The following is a 23,852-nucleotide window of genomic DNA, read 5'->3' on the forward strand; positions in this document are numbered from 1 at the left end:
ATGGCTGAAAGCATCACCTATGTCCGCGACCGCTTCATCGAAGCGGAAAAACCGCCGACCTCCGACAGTTCGGCCCTCGCCTGGATTCGTCACAACCTCTTCGCCTCGGCCACCGACGGCGCGATGACGATCATCGCCATCCTGGCGATCGTCTGGTACCTGCCGGCGGCCATCAACTGGCTGTTCATCTCCGCCGTGTGGACCGGCGCGGACCGTACCGTCTGCCTCACCACCGAACAGGGCGGGCAGCTTCCCGCCGGCTGGAGCGGCGCCTGCTGGGCCTATGTGAACGACCGCTTCGTGCAGTTCATGTTCGGCTCCTATCCGCGCGGCGAGCTGTGGCGGCCGCTGCTCGTCGTCGCCATGTTCGTCGGCCTGCTCATCCCGTTCCTGATCCCCAAGGTGCCGCGCAAGGGGCTGAACGCGCTCCTGCTGCTCGTCGTCTTCCCGATCGTCTCCTTCTTCCTGCTGCTCGGCGGCACGTTCGGCCTGCGCCATGTGGAGACCTCGCTGTGGGGCGGGCTGATGGTGACGCTCATCATCTCCTTCGTCGGCATCGTCGTCTCGCTGCCCGCCGGCATCCTCCTGGCGCTCGGCCGGCGCTCGCAGATGCCGATCCTGAAGACGGTCTGCATCGCCTTCATCGAGCTGATCCGCGGCGTGCCGCTGATCACCGTGCTCTTCATGGCGAGCGTGCTCCTGCCGCTCTTCCTCGAGCCCGGCAACAACATCGACAAGTTCCTGCGCGCGCTGATCGGCGTGTCGATCTTCGCGTCCGCCTATATGGCGGAGGTTATTCGCGGTGGTCTTCAAGCCATTCCGAAAGGGCAATATGAAGCGGCCGACGCTCTTGGTCTAAACTACTTCCACAAAATGACCTTCGTCGTGCTTCCGCAGGCCATCAAACTCGTGATCCCGGGCATCGTGAACACCTTCATCGGCATGTTCAAGGATACCTCCCTCGTCACGATCATTTCGATGTATGACCTGCTCGGCATCGTGAAGGCGAGTTTTGGGGATTCGGGCTGGATCACGCCGGTCACGCCGTTGACGGGTCTGATCTTCGCCGGCTTCGTGTTCTGGATTTTCTGCTTCGGCATGTCGCGCTATTCGGCCTTCGTGGAACGCCGGCTCGACACGGGCCACAAGAGATAACTGAGAGGAAACAACAACAATGGCAAACCAGGCCCAGGCGCAAAAGATGACGGTCTCCGCGACGGATGTCGCCGTCGAGATCGTCAACATGAACAAGTGGTACGGCGATTTCCACGTGCTGCGCGACATCAACCTCAAGGTCATGAAGGGCGAGCGCATCGTCATCGCCGGCCCGTCGGGCTCCGGCAAGTCGACGATGATCCGCTGCATCAACCGCCTGGAAGAACACCAGAAGGGCCAGATCGTCGTCGACGGCATCGAGCTGACCAACGACCTGAAGAAGATCGACGAGGTGCGCCGCGAGGTCGGCATGGTGTTCCAGCACTTCAACCTCTTCCCCCATCTGACGATCCTGGAGAACTGCACGCTCGCCCCGATCTGGGTGCGCAAGATGCCGAAGAAGGACGCCGAGGAAGTGGCGATGCACTACCTCAAGCGCGTCAAGATCCCCGAGCAGGCGAACAAGTATCCCGGCCAGCTCTCCGGCGGCCAGCAGCAGCGCGTGGCGATCGCCCGCTCGCTGTGCATGAAGCCGAAGATCATGCTGTTCGACGAGCCGACCTCGGCGCTCGACCCGGAAATGGTGAAGGAAGTGCTCGACACAATGGTCTCGCTCGCCGAGGAAGGCATGACCATGCTGTGCGTGACGCACGAAATGGGCTTTGCCCGCCAGGTCGCCAACCGCGTCATCTTCATGGACCAGGGCCAGATCGTCGAGCAGAACTCGCCGGCCGAGTTCTTCGACAACCCGCAGCACGAGCGCACCAGGCTCTTCCTCAGCCAGATCCTGCACTAACAGGCTGCCAAGCCCCGCGGCACGACACACGGCCGGAGCACTCTATGATGCTCCGGCCTTTTGCATCGCATGCCGACCCCGTGGTGTATCGGCGGCAATTCGCGCAGGAGCCTTGAGGACCGGCGACCACCATCCCGTTTCCTGGCGGTTCCGCGATATCGTATTCCATGGAAGACAATTGGCCGCCAATGGCGGAAGAGGTGGGATTCGAACCCACGGTACGGTTTCCCGCACGCCGGTTTTCAAGACCGGTTCCTTAAACCACTCGGACACTCTTCCCCTGTGAAGCGGCGCTTTCCGGTTTTGGGAAAGCGGCGGAACCTCGTTTCGAGCGGTTCCCCCTTCAGGCGATGCCGGCTTTGTAGCAGCTTTGGCTGCATCGTCAACGTGCGAGGAAGGGGCTTGCAGCAGACTTCGTCGCCGAGACCTTGTTTTGAACACAATGGCCTCCTATATAGCCGTCATCGGCATTGCTGATGAGCGCTGGAAAGCTTCTGCCGCTCGCAATTGCCGCATCACCTGATGCCTTTGACCACGGATGTACTGGCACTGGTGAAAAGGGTGATGATGAGGAAGGTCGGTGCGTTTTCGCCCCGGCCTTTTTTGTTGCCGGAACAATCGCCGGCGGGAGAGGTTTCGTTCCGACACCAGAGGAGACTGGTCATGGAACAGACACACACCGCAAGGCTGGCAGCCGAATATCTGCGCCTCGGCGGCGGCCGGCGCGCCAAGATCGACGACAACCTCGTCGGCACCCGCCAATGGTCGCACGATACACCGGCAGCCGAAGCGTTCTGGAACGAGCATATCGCCCCGCTGGACGACAGGCGCCGCGACGAGGTGATCACCCATCTGCCGACGATCAATCGCGTATAGGCCGTCGGCGCGCCTCCGGCATGTGATCGAAAAGCCGCGCCCGGCACGCGCCGTGCGGGGCCGTCGGCGCAATGTGTTATCAAACCGTTACCCGCCCACACTCTGCCACGATCTTCCCCATGAGATGACCTGCGGCCGGGAACCAATGCACCGGATTCGCCATTATCGTGCCAGTTAGAAGGAGTGCACAGATGAACACGAAGCTTGGAACTGTCCTTGCGCTGGGCCTTGCGCAGGCTTTCGCTACGACCGCTGGCGCGGCAGACATGGTCATCCGCGAGGAGGCGCCGACCTATGCCGAGCGCGGCGGCGATCGCGATGGCGTGAAGATCGGCATGCTGACCTGCGATGTCGGCGGCGGCGTCGGCTATGTCATCGGCTCGGCCAAGAACGTCGATTGCGTCTTCTCGTCCACCCGCGGCGAGCAGGACGCCTATAGCGGCGTCATCCGCAAGATGGGCGTCGACCTCGGCTTCACCACGCAGGGCCGCATCGTCTGGGCGGTCTTCGCGCCGACGGCCGGCTACCATCAGGGCTCGCTCGGCGGCCTCTATCAGGGCGCGACGGCCGAGGCGACGCTCGGCTTCGGCGTCGGCACCAATGTGCTCGTCGGCGGCACGTCCGGATCGATCCACCTGCAGACGATCAGCGTCAGCGGCCAGATCGGCCTGAACCTTGCGGCCACCGGCACATCGGTGACCCTCACGCCGCAGGGCTGAGACAGGGAGACGGGCGGCCTCGGCCGCCCTTTTCTTTTGCCGCGCGCCGGCGTTCTGCTAGAGTTGCACGGGAGGAGTTTACACATGACCCGCATCGCCCTCGCCTTTTTCGCCGCGCTTTTCCTTGCCGCCTGCACGACGGGCGGACCCCGCGCCGTCGAACCCATTCCCGGCAGCATTACCTATGGCGGCCAGCCGCGCACGAAGCTCACCAAGGCGCCGATCGGCAGCACGTTCGAACACACGTTCAACGACCGCTATGGCCGCCCCGTGGTGGAAACCTACCGCATCCAGCCGGATCGTTCGCTCCTCCTGATCCACCGCTACACGCGAATCGAGTATTTCTGATCTGAGGTGACGCAGGCCATGGAGACGACAATGCTGGAAAGCACCGACATCGAACTGGAAGACGAACGGCTGAGGCAGCTCGACATTCTGGCGCGGGAGCGCGCCATGACGCCGTCGGAGCTGCTGTCGCATTATGCGTCCGGCTCCTTCGGTTTCCACGAGGCGGTGCATACCGCCTCCATCGTGCTCGATCTCGTCGACGACCAGCTTCTCCATCACCCCGCCATCGCCGGCAACGACGAATGGTTCCGCCTGGCCGCCCGGGCGAGCGAAGCCCTGTTCAACCTCTACCAGTCGATGGGCGCGGCCCAGCTTGCCACCCGTACGGCGGACGAGGGCAAGCGGCCGGAAGAGCTGAATGCCAGCAACGACGACTGACACTTTTCCCGCCTTGCGCGACGGGGCCGGCGGCCCTACCCTATCCTCTTGAATTCTCACGGATTAAGGATAGACGCGCTTGCCCCATGCGACACCGCTGATCGCAACCCTCGTTGCCGGTATCTGCCTTGCCTTCCTGGCGGGCTTGGTGGCGCATCGTTTCCGCCTGCCGCCGATCGCCGGCTATCTTCTCGCCGGCGTCGTCATCGGCCCGTTCACGCCGGGTTTCGTCGCCAACCAGAATCTGGCGAACGAGCTCGCGGAAATCGGCGTCATCCTGCTGATGTTCGGCGTGGGCCTGCATTTCTCGCTGAAGGACCTCCTCTCCGTGCGGGCGATCGCCATTCCCGGCGCGATCGGCCAGATCGCCGTCGCGACCGTCTTCGGCCTGCTGCTTGCGCTGGCCATGGGCTGGTCCGCCGGCAGCGGCTTCGTCTTCGGCCTGTCGCTTTCCGTCGCCAGCACCGTGGTGCTGCTGCGCGCCCTGCAGGAACGCCGCCTGGTGGAGACGGAACGGGGCCGCATCGCGGTCGGCTGGCTGATTGTAGAGGACCTCGTCATGGTGCTGACCCTCGTGCTGCTGCCGCCGCTTGCCGGCGTGCTGGGCGGCACGGCGCAAACGGCCGATGTCGACCCGGACCTGACGCGGGCGCTCGGCATCGGCGCGGTCTGGACGGCGGTGGGCGTGACGGCGCTCAAGGTCTCGGCCTTCATCGCACTGATGCTCGTCGTCGGCCGCAAGGTCATCCCGATGATCCTGCATTACGTGGCGCATACGGGCTCGCGCGAACTGTTCCGCCTGTCCGTCCTCGCCATCGCGCTTGGCGTCGCCTACGGCTCGGCGAAGCTGTTCGGCGTCTCCTTCGCGCTCGGCGCCTTCTTTGCCGGCATGGTGCTGGCGGAATCGCAGCTCAGCCAGCAGGCGGCGCGCGAGACGCTGCCGCTGCGCGATGCCTTCGCGGTGCTCTTCTTCGTCTCCGTCGGCATGCTGTTCAACCCGCTCAACCTGATCGAGCGGCCGCTGGCGATCCTCGCGACCTTCGTCACCATCGTCTTCATCAAGTCGGCCGCCGCCTATCTCATCGTCAAGGCCTTCGGCTATCCGCGCACCATCGCGCTGGCCATTGCCGCAAGCCTGGCGCAGATCGGCGAATTCTCCTTCATCCTCGTCGTGCTCGGGGTCGGCCTCGATCTGCTGCCGGCCGTGGCGCAGGATCTCATCGTGGCGGGCGCGCTGTTTTCGATCCTGGTCAATCCCCTGCTCTTCATGGCGGTCGATCACTACGGCGCCAAGCTCGATGCCGCAGCGGCGCAGGAGCCGGACGGCAGCGCGGACGCAGCCCCCCAGCCGGAAGAGCCCGCCGACGACATGCCGGAACCGACGGCGCTCACCGACCATGCGATCGTCGTCGGCTACGGCCGGGTCGGCAGGCGCGTCGTCGAGCGGCTGCACGCCGCCGGCCTGCCCGTCCTGGTGATCGAGGAACGGGCCGGCGTTGCGGAAGCCCTGCGGGAAAGCGGCATCGAGGCGATCGGCGAGCCGGCAGGCGGCCGCGGCGTGCTGGCGCAGGCGAACATTGCCGGCGCGCGCTGGTTCGTGACGGCCATACCGGATGCCTTTGCGGCCGGCACGCTGATCGAGCAGGCGCGCTCGGCCAATGGCGCGATCCGCATCGTGGCACGGGCGACATCGCAGGCCGAAGCCGACCACCTGCGCCAGTTCGGCGCCAACCATATCGTGATCGCCAAGGAGGAGGTCGCCGCGGCCATGGCCGACCGGCTCCTTTCCGGAGAGGCGCGTCCCGTACCGAGCGGCGACAGCGCGCAAGGAGAACTCGACCTTCCCGCGCCGTCCCCGGTCTGACGGGCGCGCCTGTCGCCCCAAACGCAGCGCAAGGCTGCCGGACGCGCTATTTCCCCTCGCGCAGCGTCTGCACGACGCGCTCGCGCCCGACCTTGATGACATTCTCCATCGCCCGGCGCGCACCGTCCTCGTCCCGCTTGTCGATCTCCTCGACGATGCGGATATGGCTGGTCGAGACGTCGCCGATCTTGCCGCGGTCGGCAGCGGGGGAGGAAAGCTTGAAGGCACCGACGAGGCCGGCCTCGATGAGGCTGCCCAGCGTGCGCAGGAAGGGGTTGCGCGAGGCCTCGAGCACGGAGAGATGGAATTTCAGGTCGGCCATGGCCAGCGTCTCGGCCGTATGCTCCGGATCGCCCATCGCGACGGCAAGGCGCATCATCTGGCTGATATCGGCCTCCGTCGCATGGCGCGCCGCCAGCGCCGCCGCCTGCGGCTCGAAGGCAAGGCGCACTTCGGACAGGTGCAGCAGGAATTCCTCGTTGACGCCGACGGCGAAGTACCAGGTGAGGATATCGCTGTCGAAGAGGTTCCACTGGGTGTTCGGCGTCACGCGCGTGCCGATGCGCGCGCGCGGCACGACGAGCCCCTTGGCGGCGAGCGTCTTCATCGCCTCGCGCAGCACCGTGCGGGAGACCTTGAAGCGGGCGGCAAGCTCGGCATCGCCCGGCAAGGTCGCGCCCACCGGATAGTCTCCCGCGATGATCGCCCTGCCCAGCTCATTGACGACCTGCGCGTGACTGGTACGCGTGTTCATCCCGCTGATGACGGTTTCAAGCAAACCCCTGCGCAATGACGTCCCCTCCTCCGCCAAGGACCACCCATTTTGGTCCAAAGCCACCCGGCAGGTATAGAGCGCGCCGCCGATTCCGCAAAGGCCGTTCGCGTCATCGATCCTTTACAAACGAAAAAGGCGCCCCTCGCGGGGCGCCTCCTGTGCCGTCGCGGATCAGTTGCGGCTTACTTCGGCAGCTGGTCGTCGACGCCGGCGATGTAGAAGTTCATGCCGAGCAGCGTGCCGTCGTCGGAAACGGCGCCCTCCGCCAGCCAGTCCGAACCGTCCTGCTTCTTGATCGGGCCGGTGAAGGGGTGCAGCTCGCCGGAGCGGATCTTGGCTTCCGCCTCTTCCGCCAGCGTCTTCACGTCGTCGGGCATGTTGGTGTAGGGCGCCATGGTGAGGATGCCGTCCTTGAGGCCGTCCCAGACCTGCTCCGACTTCCAGGTGCCGTCGAGAACCGCCTGGGTGCGCTTGATGTAGTAGGCGCCCCAGGTGTCGACGATGGCGGTGAGCTGGGTGTTCGGGCCGGCGGCGATCATGTCGGAGGCCTGGCCGAAGGCCTTGATGCCGCGCTCGGAGGCGACCTGCATCGGCGCGGTCGTGTCCGTGTGCTGCGTCAGGATGTCGACGCCCTGGTCGATCAGCGCCTTGGCGGCATCGGCTTCCTTGCCCGGATCGAACCAGGTGTTGGCCCAGATGACCTTGACCTTGAAGTCCGGGTTGATCGACTGCGCGCCGTGCACGAAGGCGTTGATGCCCATCACCACTTCCGGGATCGGGAAGGAGGCGATGTAGCCGGCGACGCCCTTTTCGGACATCTTCGCGGCGATCAGGCCCTGGATATAGCGGCCTTCATAGAAGCGCGAATTGTAGGTCGCGACGTTCGGCCCCGACTTGAAGCCCGTGGCATGCTCGAATTTCACGTCGGGGAACTTTTCCGCGACCTTGATCGTGGCGTCCATGAAGCCGAACGAGGTGGTGAAGACCAGTGCGCAGCCGGAACGGGCCATGCGCTCGATCGCGCGCTCGGCATCCGGGCCTTCCGGCACGTTTTCGAGGAAGGGCGTTTCGATCTTGTCGCCGAAATGCGCCTGCAGTTCCTGGCGGCCGATATCATGCGCCTGGGTCCAGCCGCCGTCGGTCTTGGAGCCGACATAGATGAAGCAGATCTTCGTCTTGTCCTGGGCGCTGGCGGCGGCGGCAAAGCCGAGGACGGCTGCCGAGGTTGCGAGAGCGAGAATGATTTTCTTCATTTTATCCTCTGTAGGTTATCAGGAGTGGTTTTCCCGTCTTCTTGTTCTTGGTCACCGGTCGGGCACGAACGGTTTTCCGAGCGAGGCAGGCGTGTTGATCAGCGTCATCCGCCGATTGTGCGATATCAGGATGAGGACGACAACCGTGGCGATGTAGGGAAGCGCCGACAGGAACTGCGAGGGGATGCCGATGCCGAGCGCCTGGGCGTGCAGCTGGCTGATCGAGACCGCGCCGAAGAGATAGCCGCCCGCCAGCAGCCGCCAGGGCCGCCAGGAGGCGAAGACGACGAGCGCGAGCGCGATCCAGCCGCGCCCGGCGGACATGTTCTCCACCCATTGCGGCGTATAGACCAGCGAGAGCTGCGCGCCGGCAAGGCCCGCGCAGGCGCCGCCGAACATCACCGCGAGATAGCGCGTGCGGATGACATGGATGCCGAGGGCATGGGCGGAGGCGTGGCTGTCGCCGATCGCCCGCACCTTCAGGCCCGCGCGGCTGCGGAACAGGAACCAGTTGACGCCGAAGACGAGCGCGATCGACAGGTAGAAGATGATGTCCTGCCTGAAGAGCAGCGGACCGAGGAAGGGAATGTCCGACAGCAGCGGGATCGCGATCGGCTGGAGCTTGATGCCCGACATGCCGACATAGGGCTCGCCGATCTGGCCGGAAATGCCGAGGCCGAGAATGGTGAGCGCAAGGCCGGTCGCCACCTGGTTGGCGACGAGCGTCAGGGTCAGGAAGCCGAAGAGCAGCGAGAACAGCGCGCCGCAGGCAATGCCGGCGAGAACGCCGATATAGGGCGAGCCGGTCGCCTGCGTCACCGCGAAGGCCAGCACGGCGCCCATGACCATCATGCCCTCGACGCCGAGATTGAGCACGCCCGCCCGCTCGCTGACGAGCTCGCCGAGGGAAGCCAGCACCAGCGGCGTTGCCGCGGTGATGACGGTGAGAAGGATCGCTTCGATGATACCCATCAGTGCGCTCCCCCTTCGCTGGACTGACCGATCCGGGAGAAGACCAGCCGGATCTTGTACTGGATGAGCGTGTCGCAGGAGAGCACGAAGAACAGGAGCAGCCCCTGGAAGACGCGCGTCACCTTGTCGGAGACGCTGAGCGTCAACTGCACCGCCTCGCCGCCCACATAGGTGAGCGCCAGGAAGAGGCCGGCGGCGATGATGCCGAGCGGATTGAGTCGGCCGAGGAAGGCGACGATGATCGCGGTGAAGCCGTAGCCGGGCGAGATGATCGGCTGCAGCTTGCCGATCGTGCCGCTGACCTCGGAAATGCCGGCAAGACCGGCGAGCGCGCCGGACAGCAGCATCGAGAACCAGATCATGCGTTTCGACGAGAAGCCGGCGAAGCGCCCTGCCCGCTCCGACTGGCCGAGCACGGTGATCTCGAACCCCTTCAGCGTGTAGCGCATCATGAGCCACAGGCCGACGGCCGCGAGAACCGCGAAGGCGAAACCGAGATTGGCGCGGCCCGAGGCGATGAGCTCGGGAAGGATCGCTTCCGGCGCGAAATCGCGCGTCACCGGGAAATTGTAGGCGTCCGGGCTGCGCCAGGGGCCGCGCACCAGCCAGTCGAGGAAGAGCTGGGCGATATAGACCAGCATCAGGCTCGTCAGGATCTCGTTGGTGTTCATGTGCGCCTTGAGGAAGGCGGGGATGGCGGCGTAGAGCGCGCCGCCGATCATGCCGAAGACCAGCATCAGCGGCAGGACGAGCGGCGAATGCCAGTCATGGAAGACGACGGGCACGATGGCGCCGGCAATGGCGCCCATGATGAACTGGCCCTCGGCGCCGATGTTCCAGTTGTTCGAGCGGTAGCAGATCGAAAGGCCGGCGCCGATGAGGATCAGCGGCGCGGCCTTGATGGCGATCTCGTGCAGCGACCAGATATCGAGCAGCGGCTCGATGAAGAAGCTGTAGAGCGCCGAAACCGGATCCTTGCCGATCAGCGCGAACATGATGCCGCCGGCGATCACCGTCAGGCCGAGCGCGAGGAAGGGCGAGAGGATGGAGTAGGGCGTCGAGGGATTGGCGCGCTTTTCCAGTTCAATGCGCATGGGCTACCTCGCCTTCCGTCTTGCCGTACATGCCGCCCATCAGGAGGCCGATCTTCTCGCGGGTCAGGTCATGCGCCGGATAGGCATCGGACAGCCGCCCCTCGCTGATCACCGCGATCTCGGTCGCGACCTCGAAGATCTCGTCGAGGTCCTGGCTGATGACAAGCACGGCCGAGCCGGCCTTGGCGAGATCGACGAGCGCCTGGCGGATGCGGCTTGCCGCGCCCGCATCGACGCCCCAGGTCGGCTGGTTGACGATCAGCACGGCCGGCTGGCGGTCGAGCTCGCGCCCGACGATATATTTCTGCAGGTTGCCGCCGGAGAGCGAGCCGGCCGCCGGGTTCTCGCCGCTCTTGCGCACGTCCATCGTCTCGGAAATGCGCTTCGAGGCGATGCGCACGACCGCATGGCGGATGACGCCGAGCACGCCGCCGGCAAGGAACGTCTTGCGGTCCGACTGGTTGCGCGCCAGGACGAGATTGTCGGAGAGCGGCAGCGCCGGCACGGCGGCATGGCCGTGGCGCTCCTCCGGCACGAAGCCGGCGCCCATCAGGCGGCGCGCCGTGATGCCGAGATTGCCGGCCGCCTTGCCGCGGATGGAGACGGCGCCGGCATCCGGCACCGGATATTCGCCCGAGAGCGCATCGAACAGCTCGCCCTGGCCGTTGCCGGCAACGCCGGCGATCGCCAGAACCTCGCCGCCACGCACCTTCAGACAGACATTCTTCAGCGCGACGGCAAAAGGCGTGCGCGCGGGAACGCTGAGGTGCCGGGCTTCGAGCAGCACGTCGCCCTTCGTGTTGGTGCCGGCCGCGCTCACCGAGGCGACGTCGCTGCCGACCATCATGCGCGCCAGCGAGGCCGGCGTTTCCTGGCGCGGATCGCAGGCGCCCGTAACCTTGCCGTGGCGCAGCACCGTGGCACGGTCGCAGATGCGCTGCACCTCTTCGAGGCGGTGGCTGATATAGAGCACCGAACGCCCTTCGGCCTTCAGCTTGGCCAGCGTCTCGAACAGCCGGTCGGCCTCCTGCGGCGTCAGAACCGAGGTCGGCTCGTCGAGGATGATCAGTTCCGGGTTCTGCAGCAGCGCGCGCACGATCTCGATGCGCTGGCGCTCGCCGACCGAAAGGTCCGCGACATGCGCCTTCGGATCGAGCGGCAGGCCGTAGAGACGGGAGAGGCGCGAGGCCTCCTCCGCCACCTTGGAGAGCGAGATGCCGGGGCTCAGCGACAAAGCGATGTTCTCGGCGACCGTCAGCGCCTCGAACAGCGAAAAGTGCTGGAAAACCATGCCGATGCCAAGCCGGCGGGCAGCGCCCGGGCTCGGGATCCGCACGGGCTCGCCCTTCCACAGGATCTGTCCGCTGGTCGGCGCCAGCACGCCGAAGAGCATCTTGACGAGGGTGGATTTACCGGCGCCGTTCTCGCCCAGCAGGGCGTGGATTTCGCCCGGCTGGATATCGAGATCGATGGCGTTACACGCGGCAAACGAACCAAATAGCTTTGTCAGGCTGCGGACAGCCAGCAACGGACTGCCCCCGGACGCTCCAACGGCTGACACTCTTCCCCTCTTTCCTGCAAACCCATCCTGCCGCCCGTTCGGGTCGTGTCAGGGAATGAGCAGCGTCGTTCCACTCGTTTTTCTTGCTTCCAGATCCGTGTGCGCGCGTCCCGCCTCGGCCAACGGATAAGTCTGATGAATATTGATACGCACTTTGTTGCTTTGCACAACATCAAAGAGCGAGTTTGCACATGCATCCAGCGCCTCGCGCGTGGCGATATAGGCAAAGAGCGTCGGGCGCGTGGCGTAGAGCGAGCCCTTCTGCGAGAGCAGGCCCATGTTGAAGGCCTCGACCGGGCCGGAGGAATTGCCGAAGCTGACGAAGAGGCCGCGCGGCTTCAGGCAGTCCAGCGATTGCGGGAACGTGTCCTTGCCGACGGAATCGTAGACGACGTCGACGCCCGCCCCGCCCGTCAGTTCGCGCACGCGCGCGACGAAGTCTTCCTTCGTGTAGTCGATGACATGGTCGTAGCCATTCGCCAGCGCAAGTTCGACCTTCGCCTGCGACCCCGCCGTGCCGATCACCGTCGCGCCGAGCGCCTTCGCCCATTGCCCGGCAATGAGCCCGACACCGCCGGCCGCCGCATGGAACAGCAGCACGGTGCCCGGCTTCACCTGATAGGTCTGGAGCAAAAGGTATTGCGCCGTCATGCCCTTGAGCATCATCGCCGCCGCCGTTTCGAGCGAGATGCCGTCAGGCACCTTCACCAGATGTTTCGTCGCGACGTTGCGCTCGGCGGCATAGGCGCCGTCCGCCGAGGCATAGGCGACGCGGTCGCCGACGGCGAAATCCGTCACGCCCTCCCCGAGCGCGGTGATCGTGCCCGCCCCCTCCTTGCCGGGAATGAACGGCGGATCGGCCTTGTAGAGGCCCGTGCGGAAATAGACGTCGATGAAATTGAGCCCGACGGCGGCCTGCCTGATCTGCACCTCGCCCGGGCCCGGCGCATCCAGCGGCACGTCCTCAAGCTTCAATACTTCCGGTCCGCCGAGACTGCGGACGACGATCGCCTTGGTCATCAAAAACTCTCCCGATTGTTGTTTCTACCGGCCGAGATTGGGAAAGACCTGTAGAACGGCTCCGACGACATAAAGATAGATCCCCGTCGCCACCACGCCCCAGACCACCCAGGCCGGCGTATCGAAATGCAGGAGCAGCGCATAGCCGCCGAGCAGCGCCCAGAGGAAGAAAACGGCAAGGTTCAGCGCCCGCAGCCGCTCGACGCGCACCGGATGCAGGAAGTTGATCGGCATGAAGGTGAGGAAGACGGAGACGAAGACGATGATCGACGCCGTCAGTTCGCTCGCCTGGATGACGAACAGCGTGAACACCACCATGTTCCAGACGACCGGGAAACCGGAGAAGAAATATTCGTCCGTCTTCATGCCCATGTCGGCATAATAGATGGCGCTCGACACGACGATGGCCCCCGCGGCCACGAAGGACCAGGGCTCGCCGATCATGCCGCTCTGGTAGAGCGCAAAGGCGGGCAAAAGCACGTAGGTCACATAGTCGATGACATTGTCCAGCGTATCGCCGGACCAGTTCGGCAGCACTTCCTTGACCCGCACCTTGCGCGCGATCGGCCCGTCGATGCCGTCGACGAGCAGCGCCAGGCCAAGCCACCAGAACATGTCGACGAAACGATGCTCGCCCGCGGCCACCACGCCGAGAAAGGCGAGGAAGGAACCGGACGCCGTCAGGATATGGACGGAAAAGGCACGGATCTCCGCGTAGGGTACGCGTTTGTAGTTGAAAAACTTCATAGCCCTTCGCAGTCCATCCCTGGGGTTTTCATCGGCGGCGCGCCGACATGCCCTCTTACGCGGTCACTGCCCGTAATATGCATTGATTGCCCGGCATCGCCAGTGCAAATCGGCCACCCGTCCGGCGACTTGGCGCCCTGCGCCGATTCATCCCATGGAAATTGCCTCTTTCCCGGCCTAGATTCTGCCGGTAGAAGCGACCCCGATCCTGTGGGTAACGCTTGCCGCTTCGGAGGTCGGGCATGAGACAATTCGATATCGCGGTCGTCGGCGCCGGCCTTGCCGGCAGCCTCGCGGCGCTGGCGCTCGCCGATTCGGGCGCAAGCGTCGCGCTGATCGCCCCGCCCGCCCGCGCAAATGACGGCCGCACCACGGCGCTGATGGACCAGTCCATCGCCTTCCTCAAGACGCTCGGCCTGTGGGAGGAGATCGCCCGCCATGCCGCCGCGCTCGAAACCATGCAGATCCTCGACGGCACGGCGCGCCTGCTGCGCGCCCCGCCCGTCGCCTTCCGCTCCAGCGAGGTCGGGCTGGAGGCCTTCGGCTACAATATCCCGAACGCGCCCTTCCTCGCGGTGCTGGACGCCCGCATCGCAGCGACCGGCAATATCGCGCGGATCGAGAGCGGCGTGACGGCCGCCAATGCATTCGAAGAGGGCGTCGAGCTGACGCTTGACGACGGCGGGCGCGTCCTGGCCGGCCTTGTCGCCGGTGCCGACGGCCGGAAGTCGAAGATCCGCGAGAGCGCCGGCATCGGCGTCAAGGCCTGGTCCTATCCGCAGGCCGCCCTCGTGCTCAATTTCTCGCACGAACGGCCGCACGGCAATGTCTCGACGGAGTTCCACACCGAGAGCGGCCCCTTCACGCAGGTTCCCCTGCCCGGCCGGCGCTCCAGCCTCGTCTGGGTGCTGCCGCCGCAGGAGGCGGCGCGCCTCGGCGACCTGTCCGCCGCCGAACTTGGCCATGCGGTCGAGGCACGCATGCAATCCATGCTCGGCAAGGTCACCGTCGAGGGCGCGGCGCAGCGTTTCCCGCTTTCCGGCATGACGGCCGAGCGGTTCGGCAAGGGCCGCATCGTGCTCCTCGGCGAAGCCGCCCATGCCTTTCCGCCGATCGGCGCGCAGGGCCTCAATCTCAGCCTGCGCGACATCATGGCCTTGAAGGCGCTCATCCAGGGAGCGACACCGGCGAACGACGCGGGGATCGGCGAGCGCTTCGACCGCAAGCGGCAGGCGGACATCCGCTCGCGCACGCTCAGCGTCGACCTGCTCAACCGCTCGCTGCTCTCCGATTTCCTGCCCGTGCAGTTCCTGCGCTCGGCCGGCCTGCACCTGCTCTCCGCCCTCGGCCCCTTGCGCAGCATCGTCATGCGCGAAGGCATAGAACCGCTCGGCTCGCTGAAGGCCTTTCGCGACGGCCTACGGGAACGGGTCGCCCGGAAGCGCGCCTGACTTGATGAGATAGAGCAGGATCGTCACCGTCGCGACGGACAGCACCGTCGTGATGAGGATGGTCGCCGACGCCCGCTCCTGCCACACGCCATATTGCTGGCCGATGACGAAGACGTTGGTCGCCGTCGGCAGGGCCGCGAGCAGCACCGCGGTGAAGACCCAGACCGGATCGAAATTGCCGGCAAGTCCGAGCACCAGATACATGGCGACCGGCAGCAGCAGGAGTTTTGCCGGCACGATATAGCCGATCTCCACCGGTACCCGCTTCAGGGGCCGGAGCGCCAGCGTGACGCCCATGGCGAAGAGCGCACAGGGTGCCGCCGCCTGCGCCAGGTAATCGATCAGCCGCTGCAGCGGCGCCGGCGGCTCGAAGCCGGCAAAGGCCGCGACGAATCCGGCCGCCGTCGCGATGATGAAGGGATGGGTGACGATCTTGCGCAGCACCCCGCCGGCGATCTTGAGCGCCGGCTGCTTCTCCCCGCCGGCAAGCGCCATCAGCGCCGGCGCGACCATGAAATGCAGCATGTTCTCGAAGCAGAAGACCAGCGCCACCGGCACCGCCGCCGGCTCGCCGAAGGCGAGCAGCGCCAGTCCCGGCCCCATATAGCCGATATTGCCATAAGCGGCCGCCAGCCCCTGGATCGTCGCCTCGCTTATCGACGCCCGCCGCAGCCAGAGCCCGATCGCGAAGATCAGGCCGAAGACCAGGTAGGTCGCGCTGATATTGGCGAGGATGAAGTCGATGCGCGTCAATTGCTCGATCGGCGTCTTGGCGACCAGCTTGAAGAACAGCGCGGGCAGCGCGATGTAGATGATGAAGGTGTTGAGCCAGCCGAGCGCCTCGACCGGCTGCCGCGTGATGCGGGCGACCACGTAGCCGAGGAAAATCATGCCGAAGAACGGCAGCACCAGTCCGATGATGTCAGCCATGGGCCGAAGCCTGCTCCCGCTTGCCTGGGGCATATCGCGCAAGAGCGTGCGGCGGCTCTGCGCGACATGCGAAAAATCGAGGGCCTGACGCGTGACGGCGCGAATCCGGTGGGATCGCGGTGCCTCAAGCTTCGTCCCGACTAGCCGATTTGCGAGAGAATGGGAAACGTTTGCTGGAACCAGATGGCGACAGTGCTGATATAGCCGAAGATGAAGGCAAGGCCGGTGAGGACGAGCAGCACGCCCATCACCTTCTCCACCGTGCCGAGATGGCGGCGGAAACGCATGAGGAAGCGCATGAACGCGCCGGAAAAGCCGGCCGCGATCCAGAACGGCACCGCAAGCCCCAGAGAATAGATCGCAAGCAGGACGGCCCCGTCGCCGACCGTCTCGCGCGCCGCGGCGACGCCGAGGATCGCCCCCAGCACCGGCCCGATGCAGGGCGTCCAGCCGAAGGCGAAGGCAAGGCCCATGATATAGGCACCGGACGCCGTCGCCGGCTTGCCGCCGCCCTGGAAGCGCGCCTCGCGGGCAAAGAGCCCGATCCGCAGCACGCCGAGGAAATGCAGGCCCATCAGGATGATGATGACGCCGCCGACCTGCGCGAGAATGTCGAGATGCCGGCGCAGCACCATGCCGATCGTCGAGGCGCCGGCCCCGAGCGCCACGAAGACCGTGGCGAAACCGAGCGTGAAGCAGAAGGCCGCCAGGAGAACGGCCCCGCGCGTCTCGCGCCGCACCGCCACCGCATCCCCGCCCTTGAACTGCTCGACGGAAATGCCGGCCATGTAACAGAGATAGGGCGGAACGAGCGGCAGGACGCAGGGCGACAGGAACGAGAGGGCCCCGGCAAGAAGCGCGCTCAACAGGGAAATATCGGCGATCGACAAAGAACTACTCCGCAGCGGCGGGCAAAGGCGGCCAGGCCCGAAACCGGCCATACCCGCCCCTCCAATGGCGCTTCCTAGTATCCGCCGAAACCCTCTCCTGCCAATCACCTTTTGGAGAACGCGGCGAAATGCAGCAAAAGCTGTTTTTCGCCGCATTTTCCGGGTTGACCCGGCAAATCCTCCTGCCTATGTTCCGCGCACTTCCGCGGGGCGCCTTCGCACCGCCAGGGAGCGCGTAGCTCAGCCGGTAGAGCAACTGACTTTTAATCAGTAGGTCCAGGGTTCGAATCCCTGCGCGCTCACCACAGACGTCTCAATAAATTCGATGCGGTAAGCTATAATACCAGGGACACGTTACCTGAATTTGCCGTCGCTTTCCGCGTTTTTGCAAGCATTTGAGGCACATAGCGCACGCATGAGAAATCGCCCACCCCCTCAAGTCAGGCAGCTTGATATTCCCTGTCCGGTTGCGGCTCAATGCGTCGGATTTGCCGCAGCGGCCAAGCCGACCATCCCTGCCTGATCCCGACTCGCGGCTTCCGCCTCTTCTTCCTGGATTTCCCGTTCCGCCTGAAGCCAATGGCCCAGTGTGCGCCCGTCAGGCGACCCTTCCTGCTGCCATAGCTCGAAGGCGCGCGCCTTGATCCGCCTTTCGCGTTCGTCGTTCATGGCCGCTTACCTCAAGCCGAAGAAGGACAGGACGATCAGGACGATGACGACTAGTCCGACGATATAGATGATCCGGTTCATGGGAGCTCTCCTTTGCTGGGAGCGGAACTCTCACTGAAAACAGATGTTCCAACCGGATGCCGCCCACTCGGACCCTGAAGGCTAGAAATCCTCTGCTCCATCCATTGGGCTAGTGGGCCGGATCGGTCGGATCAAAGCGTCCGCACCAGATGCACGATGGTGATGCCGGCGCAGTATGCGGAAAACAGAACCACTTTTCATCAGATTACGACATGCGAACCGAGTTCCACCACGCGGTTGGTCGGCAGGCGGAAATAATCGGAGGGGTCGGTCGCGAGGTTGGCGAGCCCGATGAACAGCCGGTCCTGCCACATGGGCATGCCCGACTGCGCATCGGGCACCAGCTTGCGGCGGCCGAGATAGAAGGAGGTGGACATGATGTCGAACTTGTGCCCCGCCTTGCGCATCAGGCCGAGGGCCTGGGAGACGTTCTGCATCTCCATGAAGCCGAAGCGCATCTCGATGCAGGAAAAGCGCTCCGAGATCTTCTCGACCGAGAAGCGCTCGGCCGGCATGACCCGCGGCGTGTTGGCGGTCCGCACCGTCAGGATGAAGTTCCGCTCGTGAAGCACATGATTGTGCTTGATGTTGTGCAGCAGCGCGGCGGGGGCGAAGTCCGGATCGCTGGTCAGGAAGATCGCGGTGCCGGATACCTGCACGGGCGCATGCGCCCCCTGCTTCTCCACGGATTTCACGAAGGCCGGCAGCGGCACTTCGATACGGCGGGTCTTCTCGCGCAGGATGCGCGTGCCGCGCGTCCAGGTCCACATGACGAGGACGACGGCGGCTGCGATCGCCACCGGCACATAGCCGCCGTCATGCACCTTCAGGAGGTTCGCGCCGAGGAAGGTGAGCTCCAGAAGGAAGAGCGGCAACAGCACGGCGCCGGCGGCAAGCGGCGTCCAGCGCCAGCGCATGCGCAGGAACTCGAAGGCGAGCACGGTCGTCACCACCATCGCGCCCGTGACGGAAATGCCGTAGGCAGTCGCCAGCGCCTCCGAGGAGCCGAACAGGAAGACCAGCAGCATCACGCCGAAGAGCAGCACCGTGTTGACGGCCGGCAGATAGATCTGCCCGGTCTGGGTTTCCGAGGTGTGATAGATCTCCATGCGCGGCAGGAAGCCGAGATGGATCGCCTGGCGCGTCAGCGAGAAGGCGCCGGTGATGACGGCCTGGCTGGCGATGATCGTCGCGGCGGTGGCAAGGATGACGACCGGCAGCAGCGCCCATTTCGGGAACATCAGGAAGAACGGATTGCCAATCGTCTCCGGATGGGCGAGCACCAGCGCGCCCTGGCCGAGATAGTTCAGCGTCAGCGCCGGAAAGACCAGGCAGAACCAGGCCCACTGGATCGGCCGGCGGCCGAAATGGCCGAGGTCGGCGTAAAGCGCCTCCGCGCCGGTGACCGTCAGGAAAACCGCGCCCAGCACGACGAGGCCGAGATAACCCTCGTTATACATGAACATGACGGCGTAGTAGGGATTGAAGGCGGCGAGGATGCCGAGGTCGTCGCTGATATGGTTGAGGCCGGCAAGGCCCATGACGATGAACCAGATGGCGGTGATCGGCCCGAAGAACTTGGACACCGCTGCCGTGCCCCAGGACTGCACGGCAAACATCGCGACGAGGATGACGACGGAGATCGGCACCACGTAGTCGGCGAGTGTCGGCGTCACCAGCTTGGCACCCTCGACGGCCGAAAGCACCGAGAGCGCAGGCGTGATCATCGCATCGCCGATGAAGAGCGCGGCCCCGGCCGCCCCCAGGAAGAACAAGAGCGCCGTGCGGCCTTTCGTGGCTTTTGTCAGCAGGGCGAGGAGCGAGAGCGTGCCGCCCTCACCGTGGTTATCGGCGCGCAGCAGGAAGAGGACGTATTTGATCGTCACGATGACCGTCAGCGTCCAGATCATCAGCGAGATGAGGCCGATGACCTCCGTGCGCACGAGGCCGTTCTGCGAGATGGGGCGCAGCGCCTCGCGAAAAGCATAGAGCGGGCTCGTGCCGATGTCGCCATAGACGACGCCGACGGATCCGAGGGCGAGAAGGAACAGCGTGCGCGACCTGCTGCGGGAATGCGAGGCACTTGCGGCATGTGCTTGCATGGGCGTTCGGGCTCTAAAGCCAGCCTTTCAGCGGAAAAAGAAGAACGGGAGGATTGCCGACATCACGACAGCCCCCAGCGTGTGGGGGTGAGCGCAGGCGTTCTGCAGGACTCGAGCATCGACAGGCCCGGCAGGAAGTGCGCAAGCGCGAATGCGACATGAGGCTGTCGCAGGTCCTGGCGAGGAAAAACGGTGATCACCGGCGAATGGCTCCGCGGCGGACCATCGCTGACACTCCTGTTGAACGCCGCCCTTGAGCGGCCGGCCGCGCATATTGCGCGCCGCAACATAAAAAGCAAGGACCAGCCCCTCCTTGTCCGCCATGGAAATGGAGACAGGGGGCTCGTTGAAGCCGCCGGCAACCGGGGTGCCGTCTCAGCCGAAAGCGTCGATGATGACTTGAACATGGACAATCCGACCCTCGAGCCGGGGCCTTTGCCCACGTACCGCTTCAGCGTGATTGAACAGGCGTCGGTCGCGGCAGCGATGCCGTCGAGCGACTCCCGCCTGGCGAGCGCCTCTGGACAACCAAGTCTGGCGGTGAGAAGCTATTGCAATCAGAGGGAGGAAGAAATGTCGAACTACGTGGACGATATCGAGAGGGCGCTGGATCGCCTTGTTGAGGTACGACGCACACTCATTCCAAAGCTCGGAGACGACAAGGACGCATATGCCGAGCTGGCCGCCATCCAAAGTAGCCTGGTCCATTTGGTCAAGGCGCGTGACCAAGAGCGCAGCATCGCGAAGGGTTCGTCCGTGGCGCAGTCCATCGGGGTCGTGGCTTAGAAGCGGCGCCCGACGACATCGCCAGTCCGCACGCATTGCTGCGGGGTTGGATCGACCATGGTCGAAGAGCGCAACGAGGCCGTCATGGACAGGGAACGGCTCATTCTTCTGGTTACGGTTGTCGCTTTCGCACGCGGCGCAGGCCTCGTGATCGGCGGCGCTGTCAGTAGACCGCGTATTTCAAAAGCCCGAGCGACCAGTTGACGCTGCGGTTTTCCGTGTCGCGGGTCCAGGTCTGCTGCAAGGTGCCGGCGATGTCCGCGATGGTGGTGCGGGCGTCGAGTTCCTTGGTCAGGCCGTAGTCGTTGGGGGCGACCTTGGTGAGGTCGACGTCGTCGGCGATGACGATGGCGACCAGCACATTTTCGCTCGGGCCTTCCGCCTCGAAATCGAAGCCGTAATAATCGTCCGGAATGGTGAGCGGGGCATTGGCGGAGAGCGGCGTGATCTTGCGGGCCGCTTCGTTCGGGAAGATCTGGGTTGCCTTGCCCTCCTTGTCGACGTCGTAGAGGATGAGGTGCCCGCCCGTGCTGCTGGTCACGGTGATGCGGAAGACGTCGCCGGTCTTCAGGTACCCGGAGGAGAGCGCCACCTTGACGTCGCCGGTCTCGGCCTTGCCGAGGATATCGCCGACGGCATCCACCGGGTCGGCGGCGACATAGGCGGTCTGCTGGGTGTTCTCGACCTTCACCTCCTCGACCTTGCCGTAGTCGGGCGTCTGCTGCTGGGTGTCGCCGCCCGTCTGCGGCTGCTGGTATTGCTGGGCGTCGGCGGTCGGGGTGACGGCGCTGGCGCCGAGCAGGGCGTAGTTGACCTCCAGTTGCGGGTCGAGAGCCTGGCACTGGGTCTGTGCGGCGCAATAGGTCTGCGACTGCTTCTTCACATATTCGAGCAGTTCGGCATTGGAGACGATGCCGTTGCCGTTGCTGTCGCCCGCGGTGATCTCGTGGCCGTTCACATAGGAAAGCGTGAAGACGCCGTGGCGCTCGTCCGGCGGCAGGCGCGTGTCGTCCCAGGCGACCTGGTAGGAGGAGGCGGCGCTCCAGGCCTCCACCCCGTTCTGCTTGGCGATTTCGGGCTTGTCGACCACCGCGACGTCGATGCGCAGGCCGCGCGTCTTGACCGCCTCCACCGGCTTGGCGAAGGGGCGCGGCAGGAAGCGCGCGCTTTCCAGCACCTCGCCGACCTTGGGCGAGAGCGAGCGCGAGATCGTGCCCGAATGGCAGGCATCGATGACGATGGAGACGGCGCGGTCCTTGAGCTTGGCGAGCATCGCGTCGATCTCGTCGTCGAGGATGACATTGGTCCAGTCGCCGTCGCCAGCGGCGATGTCGAAGGTGGAGAGCGCCTCGTCCAGCCCGTCCTCTTCGTCGCCGCTCTGGTCCTTCACCTGCAGACCATGGCCGGAGAAGTAGAAGTAGACGCGGTCGCCGGGCTGGGTTCCGGCGATCAGCCATTCGTCGATGCTGGCGAGAATGGCGGCCCGGGTCGCGTCCGCGTCACGCAGGATGCGGATCGATTCGGGGGCGAAACCCTGCTTCTCCTTGAGCAGCTTCTCGATCAGCGGCACGTCGTTCTTCGGGCCTTCGAGGAACATCTTCTCGGGCAGCGTGGCATAGGTGCCGATGCCGATCAGAAGCGCCCGGTCGGCCGCCTTGGCGCCGGAAACGAGGCAGAGCGAGAGGAGAAGAGCGGCGGCATAACGGATCATCAGAGCGTTTCCCGCGTATAGAGGGGCTGGATGGCGACGCTCGCCTCCTTGCCGTCGAGCCGGGTCAGGAGCGCCTTCAGCAGGGTTTCGGATGTCACGGCCTTGTCGGCGAGCACCGCGCCGATCGCGTCGACCGGTTCCGCGGTCCAGATCGTGATCAGGTGATCGGCGCCGAAGGGCTTGACCACCTCGACATCGGTCAGCTTGAACTGCGAGCTGGCGGTGCCGGCCACCTGCATGTCGAGGAACTGCACCTCGCCCGTATTGGCAAGGTTGAAGACCAGCATGTTGGGATAGCGGCCGGGCGGGGCGTCGAAGCGCAGGCGGTTTCCGGCAGCGTAGATGTCTTTCACCGGCGTCAGCGAGACGGAGCCGGGGTTCTGGCTGGCAAGCGCCTTCAGGAAGTCGAGCAGGACATATTTGTCGACCACCGCCTGGATGCGGTCCGCCCCGACATTTTCCGCCGCCACGTCGCCGTTCGGGGTGTAGAAGACGCCGCTCGCCACATCCCAGCGATAGGGCGTGCCGGCGCCGTCCGCGTTCTTCGGCCTGTCGGCGGTGCCGTCGATCTGGAGCGCGATGCTGCCCGTCCAGCCGAGGTCCTTGGCCGGCTTGATGGTTTTCTGCGTGACGGTTGCGGTGCTGCCGGTATCGGTGGTCGTGTCGGTCGTGTTGGCCGCAATGGGAATGCCGCGTGTCAGGGTGACGACGACCTCGCTCTCCGAGCGGGCGACCTGCGGCATGAAGTTCGGCACCTGCAGGGCTTCCGAGCGGTTCTTCACGTTGGAGAAGATGTAGTCCTCCAGCTCGATGCGGGTGATGACGCCGTTGCCGTCGCGGTCGGCGCTGCCTTCCACGGCGCGGGCGAAACTCCAGCTGAGCGCGCCGCGCGGCTCGCCGTCGATGATGACCTCCGGCGTCGGCTGGCTTTCCAGCGAGGCGGCCAGCACCGTCACCTGCTTGAAATCGATCTCCTTGAGGTTGGCGCCGGCCAGCGCCTCCTGCGAGGGCGGCGCAAGCTTGACCGTGACGGCGGGCGCAAGCCGGCTCTTGCCGGTGACGGAACGGCTCATGCCGCCGGAAAAGCAACTGTCGGACACGAAGAGCACATGCACGCCCTTGCTTTCCGCCTCGCCGAACCAGGCGTTCATCTCGTTGTCGACGATGATCTCGTTCGAGGTCTCCGCATAGCGGTTGCGATCGAAGCCCGGCAGCTGGAGGAATTCGTCGAGCCCGTCGGCCTCGTCGCCGGCGACGAGCTCGGGCATCTGCGCGCCGTGGCCGGCATAGGTGAAGATGATCGTATCGCCCGCCGCCGCCGCCGCGACCATATCGATCCAGGCCTTGCGGATATCGTCCTTGCGCGCCTCGGCATTGGTGAATTTCCTGACGATGAAGCCCGCCGCGCTCATCGCGCGAGAGACGTCCTCCGCATCGCGCACCGCGCCGTCGAGGCTGACATCGTTGGGATACTGGTCGACCCCGACGACGAGCGCGTGGGTCTGCGCGGCAAAGGCCGGCACCGGCAGCGCGGCGGCAAGGGAAAGCGCAAAGGCGGCTCCGGCAAGGATGCGGCGCGGCCTTGCGCCCGGCCATGCGGGGAGCCGGGCGGTCAAGGCGCTTTCGCTCTTCGAGGAAAAGCGGGCATGCTCCGGCAGGGGAGGCAGCATCCTC

At 65.1% G+C, this 23,852-nt stretch carries 22 protein-coding genes and 2 tRNA genes; 10 read left to right on the plus strand and 14 right to left on the minus strand.

Annotation, left to right across the window (positions count from 1 at the left end; all coding sequences use genetic code 11):
- Both shn_RS09475 and shn_RS09480 read left to right on the plus strand, forming a co-directional pair.
- Complete coding sequence (locus shn_RS09475) at nt 1-1,155, plus strand: amino acid ABC transporter permease (protein WP_064330172.1); 1,155 nt, start codon at nt 1-3, stop codon at nt 1,153-1,155.
- A gap of 19 nt (nt 1,156-1,174) precedes the next feature.
- Nucleotides 1,175-1,951 (plus strand): amino acid ABC transporter ATP-binding protein, encoded by a 777-nt coding sequence (locus tag shn_RS09480; RefSeq protein WP_064330173.1) that lies wholly within the window; start codon nt 1,175-1,177, stop codon nt 1,949-1,951.
- 189 nt (nt 1,952-2,140) lie between these two features.
- Here shn_RS09480 and shn_RS09485 read toward each other — a convergent pair.
- Nucleotides 2,141-2,230 (minus strand) — tRNA-Ser (locus tag shn_RS09485).
- Between the two features lie 384 nt (nt 2,231-2,614).
- Here shn_RS09485 and shn_RS09490 point away from each other — a divergent pair.
- From shn_RS09490 to ybaL, 5 genes are all read left to right on the plus strand, one after another.
- Nucleotides 2,615-2,827 (plus strand): hypothetical protein, encoded by a 213-nt coding sequence (locus shn_RS09490; protein WP_064330174.1) that lies wholly within the window; start codon nt 2,615-2,617, stop codon nt 2,825-2,827.
- Nucleotides 2,828-3,018: 191 nt separating this feature from the next.
- On the plus strand, nt 3,019-3,546 hold the full coding sequence (locus shn_RS09495) for a DUF992 domain-containing protein (RefSeq protein ID WP_064330175.1): 528 nt from the start codon (nt 3,019-3,021) through the stop codon (nt 3,544-3,546).
- A gap of 84 nt (nt 3,547-3,630) precedes the next feature.
- Complete coding sequence (locus shn_RS09500; RefSeq protein WP_064330176.1) at nt 3,631-3,894, plus strand: hypothetical protein; 264 nt, start codon at nt 3,631-3,633, stop codon at nt 3,892-3,894.
- Nucleotides 3,895-3,924: 30 nt separating this feature from the next.
- The gene (locus tag shn_RS09505) at nt 3,925-4,272 is read left to right on the plus strand and encodes a hypothetical protein (protein ID WP_064330177.1); all 348 of its coding nucleotides are present in this window, start codon (nt 3,925-3,927) and stop codon (nt 4,270-4,272) included.
- A gap of 79 nt (nt 4,273-4,351) precedes the next feature.
- Nucleotides 4,352-6,136: a YbaL family putative K(+) efflux transporter gene (gene ybaL / locus shn_RS09510; protein ID WP_064330178.1), complete on the plus strand. Its 1,785-nt coding sequence runs from the start codon at nt 4,352-4,354 to the stop codon at nt 6,134-6,136.
- 46 nt (nt 6,137-6,182) lie between these two features.
- Here the strand turns inward: ybaL and shn_RS09515 are convergent, their stop codons facing one another.
- The 7 genes from shn_RS09515 to pcsA form a co-directional block, all read right to left on the minus strand.
- Nucleotides 6,183-6,890, minus strand: coding sequence for a FadR/GntR family transcriptional regulator (locus tag shn_RS09515; RefSeq protein WP_084438304.1), 708 nt, complete (start codon nt 6,888-6,890; stop codon nt 6,183-6,185).
- Nucleotides 6,891-7,093: 203 nt separating this feature from the next.
- Nucleotides 7,094-8,164 (minus strand): BMP family ABC transporter substrate-binding protein, encoded by a 1,071-nt coding sequence (locus shn_RS09520; RefSeq protein ID WP_064330180.1) that lies wholly within the window; start codon nt 8,162-8,164, stop codon nt 7,094-7,096.
- A gap of 51 nt (nt 8,165-8,215) precedes the next feature.
- A complete protein-coding gene (locus tag shn_RS09525) occupies nt 8,216-9,136 on the minus strand; it encodes an ABC transporter permease (RefSeq protein ID WP_064330181.1) in 921 nt (306 codons plus the stop codon).
- The gene (locus tag shn_RS09530; protein WP_064330182.1) at nt 9,136-10,230 is read right to left on the minus strand and encodes an ABC transporter permease; all 1,095 of its coding nucleotides are present in this window, start codon (nt 10,228-10,230) and stop codon (nt 9,136-9,138) included. Before shn_RS09530 ends, shn_RS09525 begins: the two co-directional genes overlap by 1 nt.
- Nucleotides 10,220-11,791, minus strand: coding sequence for an ABC transporter ATP-binding protein (locus tag shn_RS09535; protein WP_064330183.1), 1,572 nt, complete (start codon nt 11,789-11,791; stop codon nt 10,220-10,222). Before shn_RS09535 ends, shn_RS09530 begins: the two co-directional genes overlap by 11 nt.
- Nucleotides 11,792-11,839: 48 nt before the next feature.
- Nucleotides 11,840-12,811 carry a quinone oxidoreductase gene (locus tag shn_RS09540; RefSeq protein ID WP_064330184.1) on the minus strand — a complete coding sequence of 324 codons (972 nt, stop codon included), beginning with the start codon at nt 12,809-12,811 and terminating at the stop codon, nt 11,840-11,842.
- Between the two features lie 24 nt (nt 12,812-12,835).
- Complete coding sequence (gene pcsA, locus shn_RS09545) at nt 12,836-13,558, minus strand: phosphatidylcholine synthase (RefSeq protein WP_064330185.1); 723 nt, start codon at nt 13,556-13,558, stop codon at nt 12,836-12,838.
- Between the two features lie 242 nt (nt 13,559-13,800).
- Between pcsA and shn_RS09550 the strand changes: the two genes are divergently transcribed.
- On the plus strand, nt 13,801-15,009 hold the full coding sequence (locus shn_RS09550) for a UbiH/UbiF family hydroxylase (RefSeq protein ID WP_064330186.1): 1,209 nt from the start codon (nt 13,801-13,803) through the stop codon (nt 15,007-15,009).
- On the opposite strand, the gene shn_RS09555 is transcribed toward shn_RS09550, so the two are convergent.
- Both shn_RS09555 and shn_RS09560 read right to left on the minus strand, forming a co-directional pair.
- Complete coding sequence (locus shn_RS09555; RefSeq protein ID WP_064330187.1) at nt 14,977-15,939, minus strand: AEC family transporter; 963 nt, start codon at nt 15,937-15,939, stop codon at nt 14,977-14,979. The genes shn_RS09550 and shn_RS09555 overlap by 33 nt on opposite strands.
- Before the next feature lie 140 nt (nt 15,940-16,079).
- Complete coding sequence (locus shn_RS09560; RefSeq protein ID WP_064330188.1) at nt 16,080-16,829, minus strand: cytochrome c biogenesis CcdA family protein; 750 nt, start codon at nt 16,827-16,829, stop codon at nt 16,080-16,082.
- Nucleotides 16,830-17,058: 229 nt separating this feature from the next.
- Between shn_RS09560 and shn_RS09565 the strand changes: the two genes are divergently transcribed.
- Nucleotides 17,059-17,134 (plus strand) — tRNA-Lys (locus shn_RS09565).
- 169 nt (nt 17,135-17,303) lie between these two features.
- Here shn_RS09565 and shn_RS09570 read toward each other — a convergent pair.
- Both shn_RS09570 and shn_RS09575 read right to left on the minus strand, forming a co-directional pair.
- Complete coding sequence (locus shn_RS09570) at nt 17,304-17,498, minus strand: DUF2934 domain-containing protein (RefSeq protein ID WP_064330189.1); 195 nt, start codon at nt 17,496-17,498, stop codon at nt 17,304-17,306.
- 281 nt (nt 17,499-17,779) lie between these two features.
- Nucleotides 17,780-19,681 (minus strand): potassium transporter Kup, encoded by a 1,902-nt coding sequence (locus shn_RS09575; RefSeq protein WP_064330190.1) that lies wholly within the window; start codon nt 19,679-19,681, stop codon nt 17,780-17,782.
- A gap of 192 nt (nt 19,682-19,873) precedes the next feature.
- Here shn_RS09575 and shn_RS09580 point away from each other — a divergent pair, with 192 nt between their 5' ends.
- Nucleotides 19,874-20,467, plus strand: a complete 594-nt coding sequence (locus tag shn_RS09580; RefSeq protein ID WP_064330191.1) for a hypothetical protein — start codon at nt 19,874-19,876, stop codon at nt 20,465-20,467.
- 163 nt (nt 20,468-20,630) lie between these two features.
- Here the strand turns inward: shn_RS09580 and shn_RS09585 are convergent, their stop codons facing one another.
- Nucleotides 20,631-22,178 carry a caspase family protein gene (locus shn_RS09585; protein WP_064330192.1) on the minus strand — a complete coding sequence of 516 codons (1,548 nt, stop codon included), beginning with the start codon at nt 22,176-22,178 and terminating at the stop codon, nt 20,631-20,633.
- Nucleotides 22,178-23,848: a caspase family protein gene (locus shn_RS09590; protein WP_168168901.1), complete on the minus strand. Its 1,671-nt coding sequence runs from the start codon at nt 23,846-23,848 to the stop codon at nt 22,178-22,180. The genes shn_RS09585 and shn_RS09590 overlap by 1 nt, the downstream gene beginning before the upstream one ends.
- Between the last annotated feature and the right edge of the window lie 4 nt (nt 23,849-23,852).

Source organism: Shinella sp. HZN7 (assembly GCF_001652565.1).
Classification (GTDB): Bacteria; Pseudomonadota; Alphaproteobacteria; order Rhizobiales; family Rhizobiaceae; genus Shinella; species Shinella granuli.

Bases quoted from the DNA above. Each gene is read 5' to 3' on its own strand.
- shn_RS09475 (WP_064330172.1), top strand. From the start codon at position 1: ATGGCTGAAAGCATCACCTATGTCCGCGACCGCTTCATCGAAGCGGAA.
- shn_RS09480 (WP_064330173.1), top strand. From the start codon at position 1,175: ATGGCAAACCAGGCCCAGGCGCAAAAGATGACGGTCTCCGCGACGGAT.
- shn_RS09490 (WP_064330174.1), top strand. From the start codon at position 2,615: ATGGAACAGACACACACCGCAAGGCTGGCAGCCGAATATCTGCGCCTC.
- shn_RS09495 (WP_064330175.1), top strand. From the start codon at position 3,019: ATGAACACGAAGCTTGGAACTGTCCTTGCGCTGGGCCTTGCGCAGGCT.
- shn_RS09500 (WP_064330176.1), top strand. From the start codon at position 3,631: ATGACCCGCATCGCCCTCGCCTTTTTCGCCGCGCTTTTCCTTGCCGCC.
- shn_RS09505 (WP_064330177.1), top strand. From the start codon at position 3,925: ATGCTGGAAAGCACCGACATCGAACTGGAAGACGAACGGCTGAGGCAG.
- shn_RS09515 (WP_084438304.1), bottom strand. From the start codon at position 6,890: ATGAACACGCGTACCAGTCACGCGCAGGTCGTCAATGAGCTGGGCAGG.
- shn_RS09520 (WP_064330180.1), bottom strand. From the start codon at position 8,164: ATGAAGAAAATCATTCTCGCTCTCGCAACCTCGGCAGCCGTCCTCGGC.
- shn_RS09525 (WP_064330181.1), bottom strand. From the start codon at position 9,136: ATGGGTATCATCGAAGCGATCCTTCTCACCGTCATCACCGCGGCAACG.
- shn_RS09530 (WP_064330182.1), bottom strand. From the start codon at position 10,230: ATGCGCATTGAACTGGAAAAGCGCGCCAATCCCTCGACGCCCTACTCC.
- shn_RS09540 (WP_064330184.1), bottom strand. From the start codon at position 12,811: ATGACCAAGGCGATCGTCGTCCGCAGTCTCGGCGGACCGGAAGTATTG.
- pcsA (WP_064330185.1), bottom strand. From the start codon at position 13,558: ATGAAGTTTTTCAACTACAAACGCGTACCCTACGCGGAGATCCGTGCC.
- shn_RS09550 (WP_064330186.1), top strand. From the start codon at position 13,801: ATGAGACAATTCGATATCGCGGTCGTCGGCGCCGGCCTTGCCGGCAGC.
- shn_RS09555 (WP_064330187.1), bottom strand. From the start codon at position 15,939: ATGGCTGACATCATCGGACTGGTGCTGCCGTTCTTCGGCATGATTTTC.
- shn_RS09570 (WP_064330189.1), bottom strand. From the start codon at position 17,498: ATGAACGACGAACGCGAAAGGCGGATCAAGGCGCGCGCCTTCGAGCTA.
- shn_RS09575 (WP_064330190.1), bottom strand. From the start codon at position 19,681: ATGCAAGCACATGCCGCAAGTGCCTCGCATTCCCGCAGCAGGTCGCGC.
- shn_RS09585 (WP_064330192.1), bottom strand. From the start codon at position 22,178: ATGATCCGTTATGCCGCCGCTCTTCTCCTCTCGCTCTGCCTCGTTTCC.
- shn_RS09590 (WP_168168901.1), bottom strand. From the start codon at position 23,848: ATGCTGCCTCCCCTGCCGGAGCATGCCCGCTTTTCCTCGAAGAGCGAA.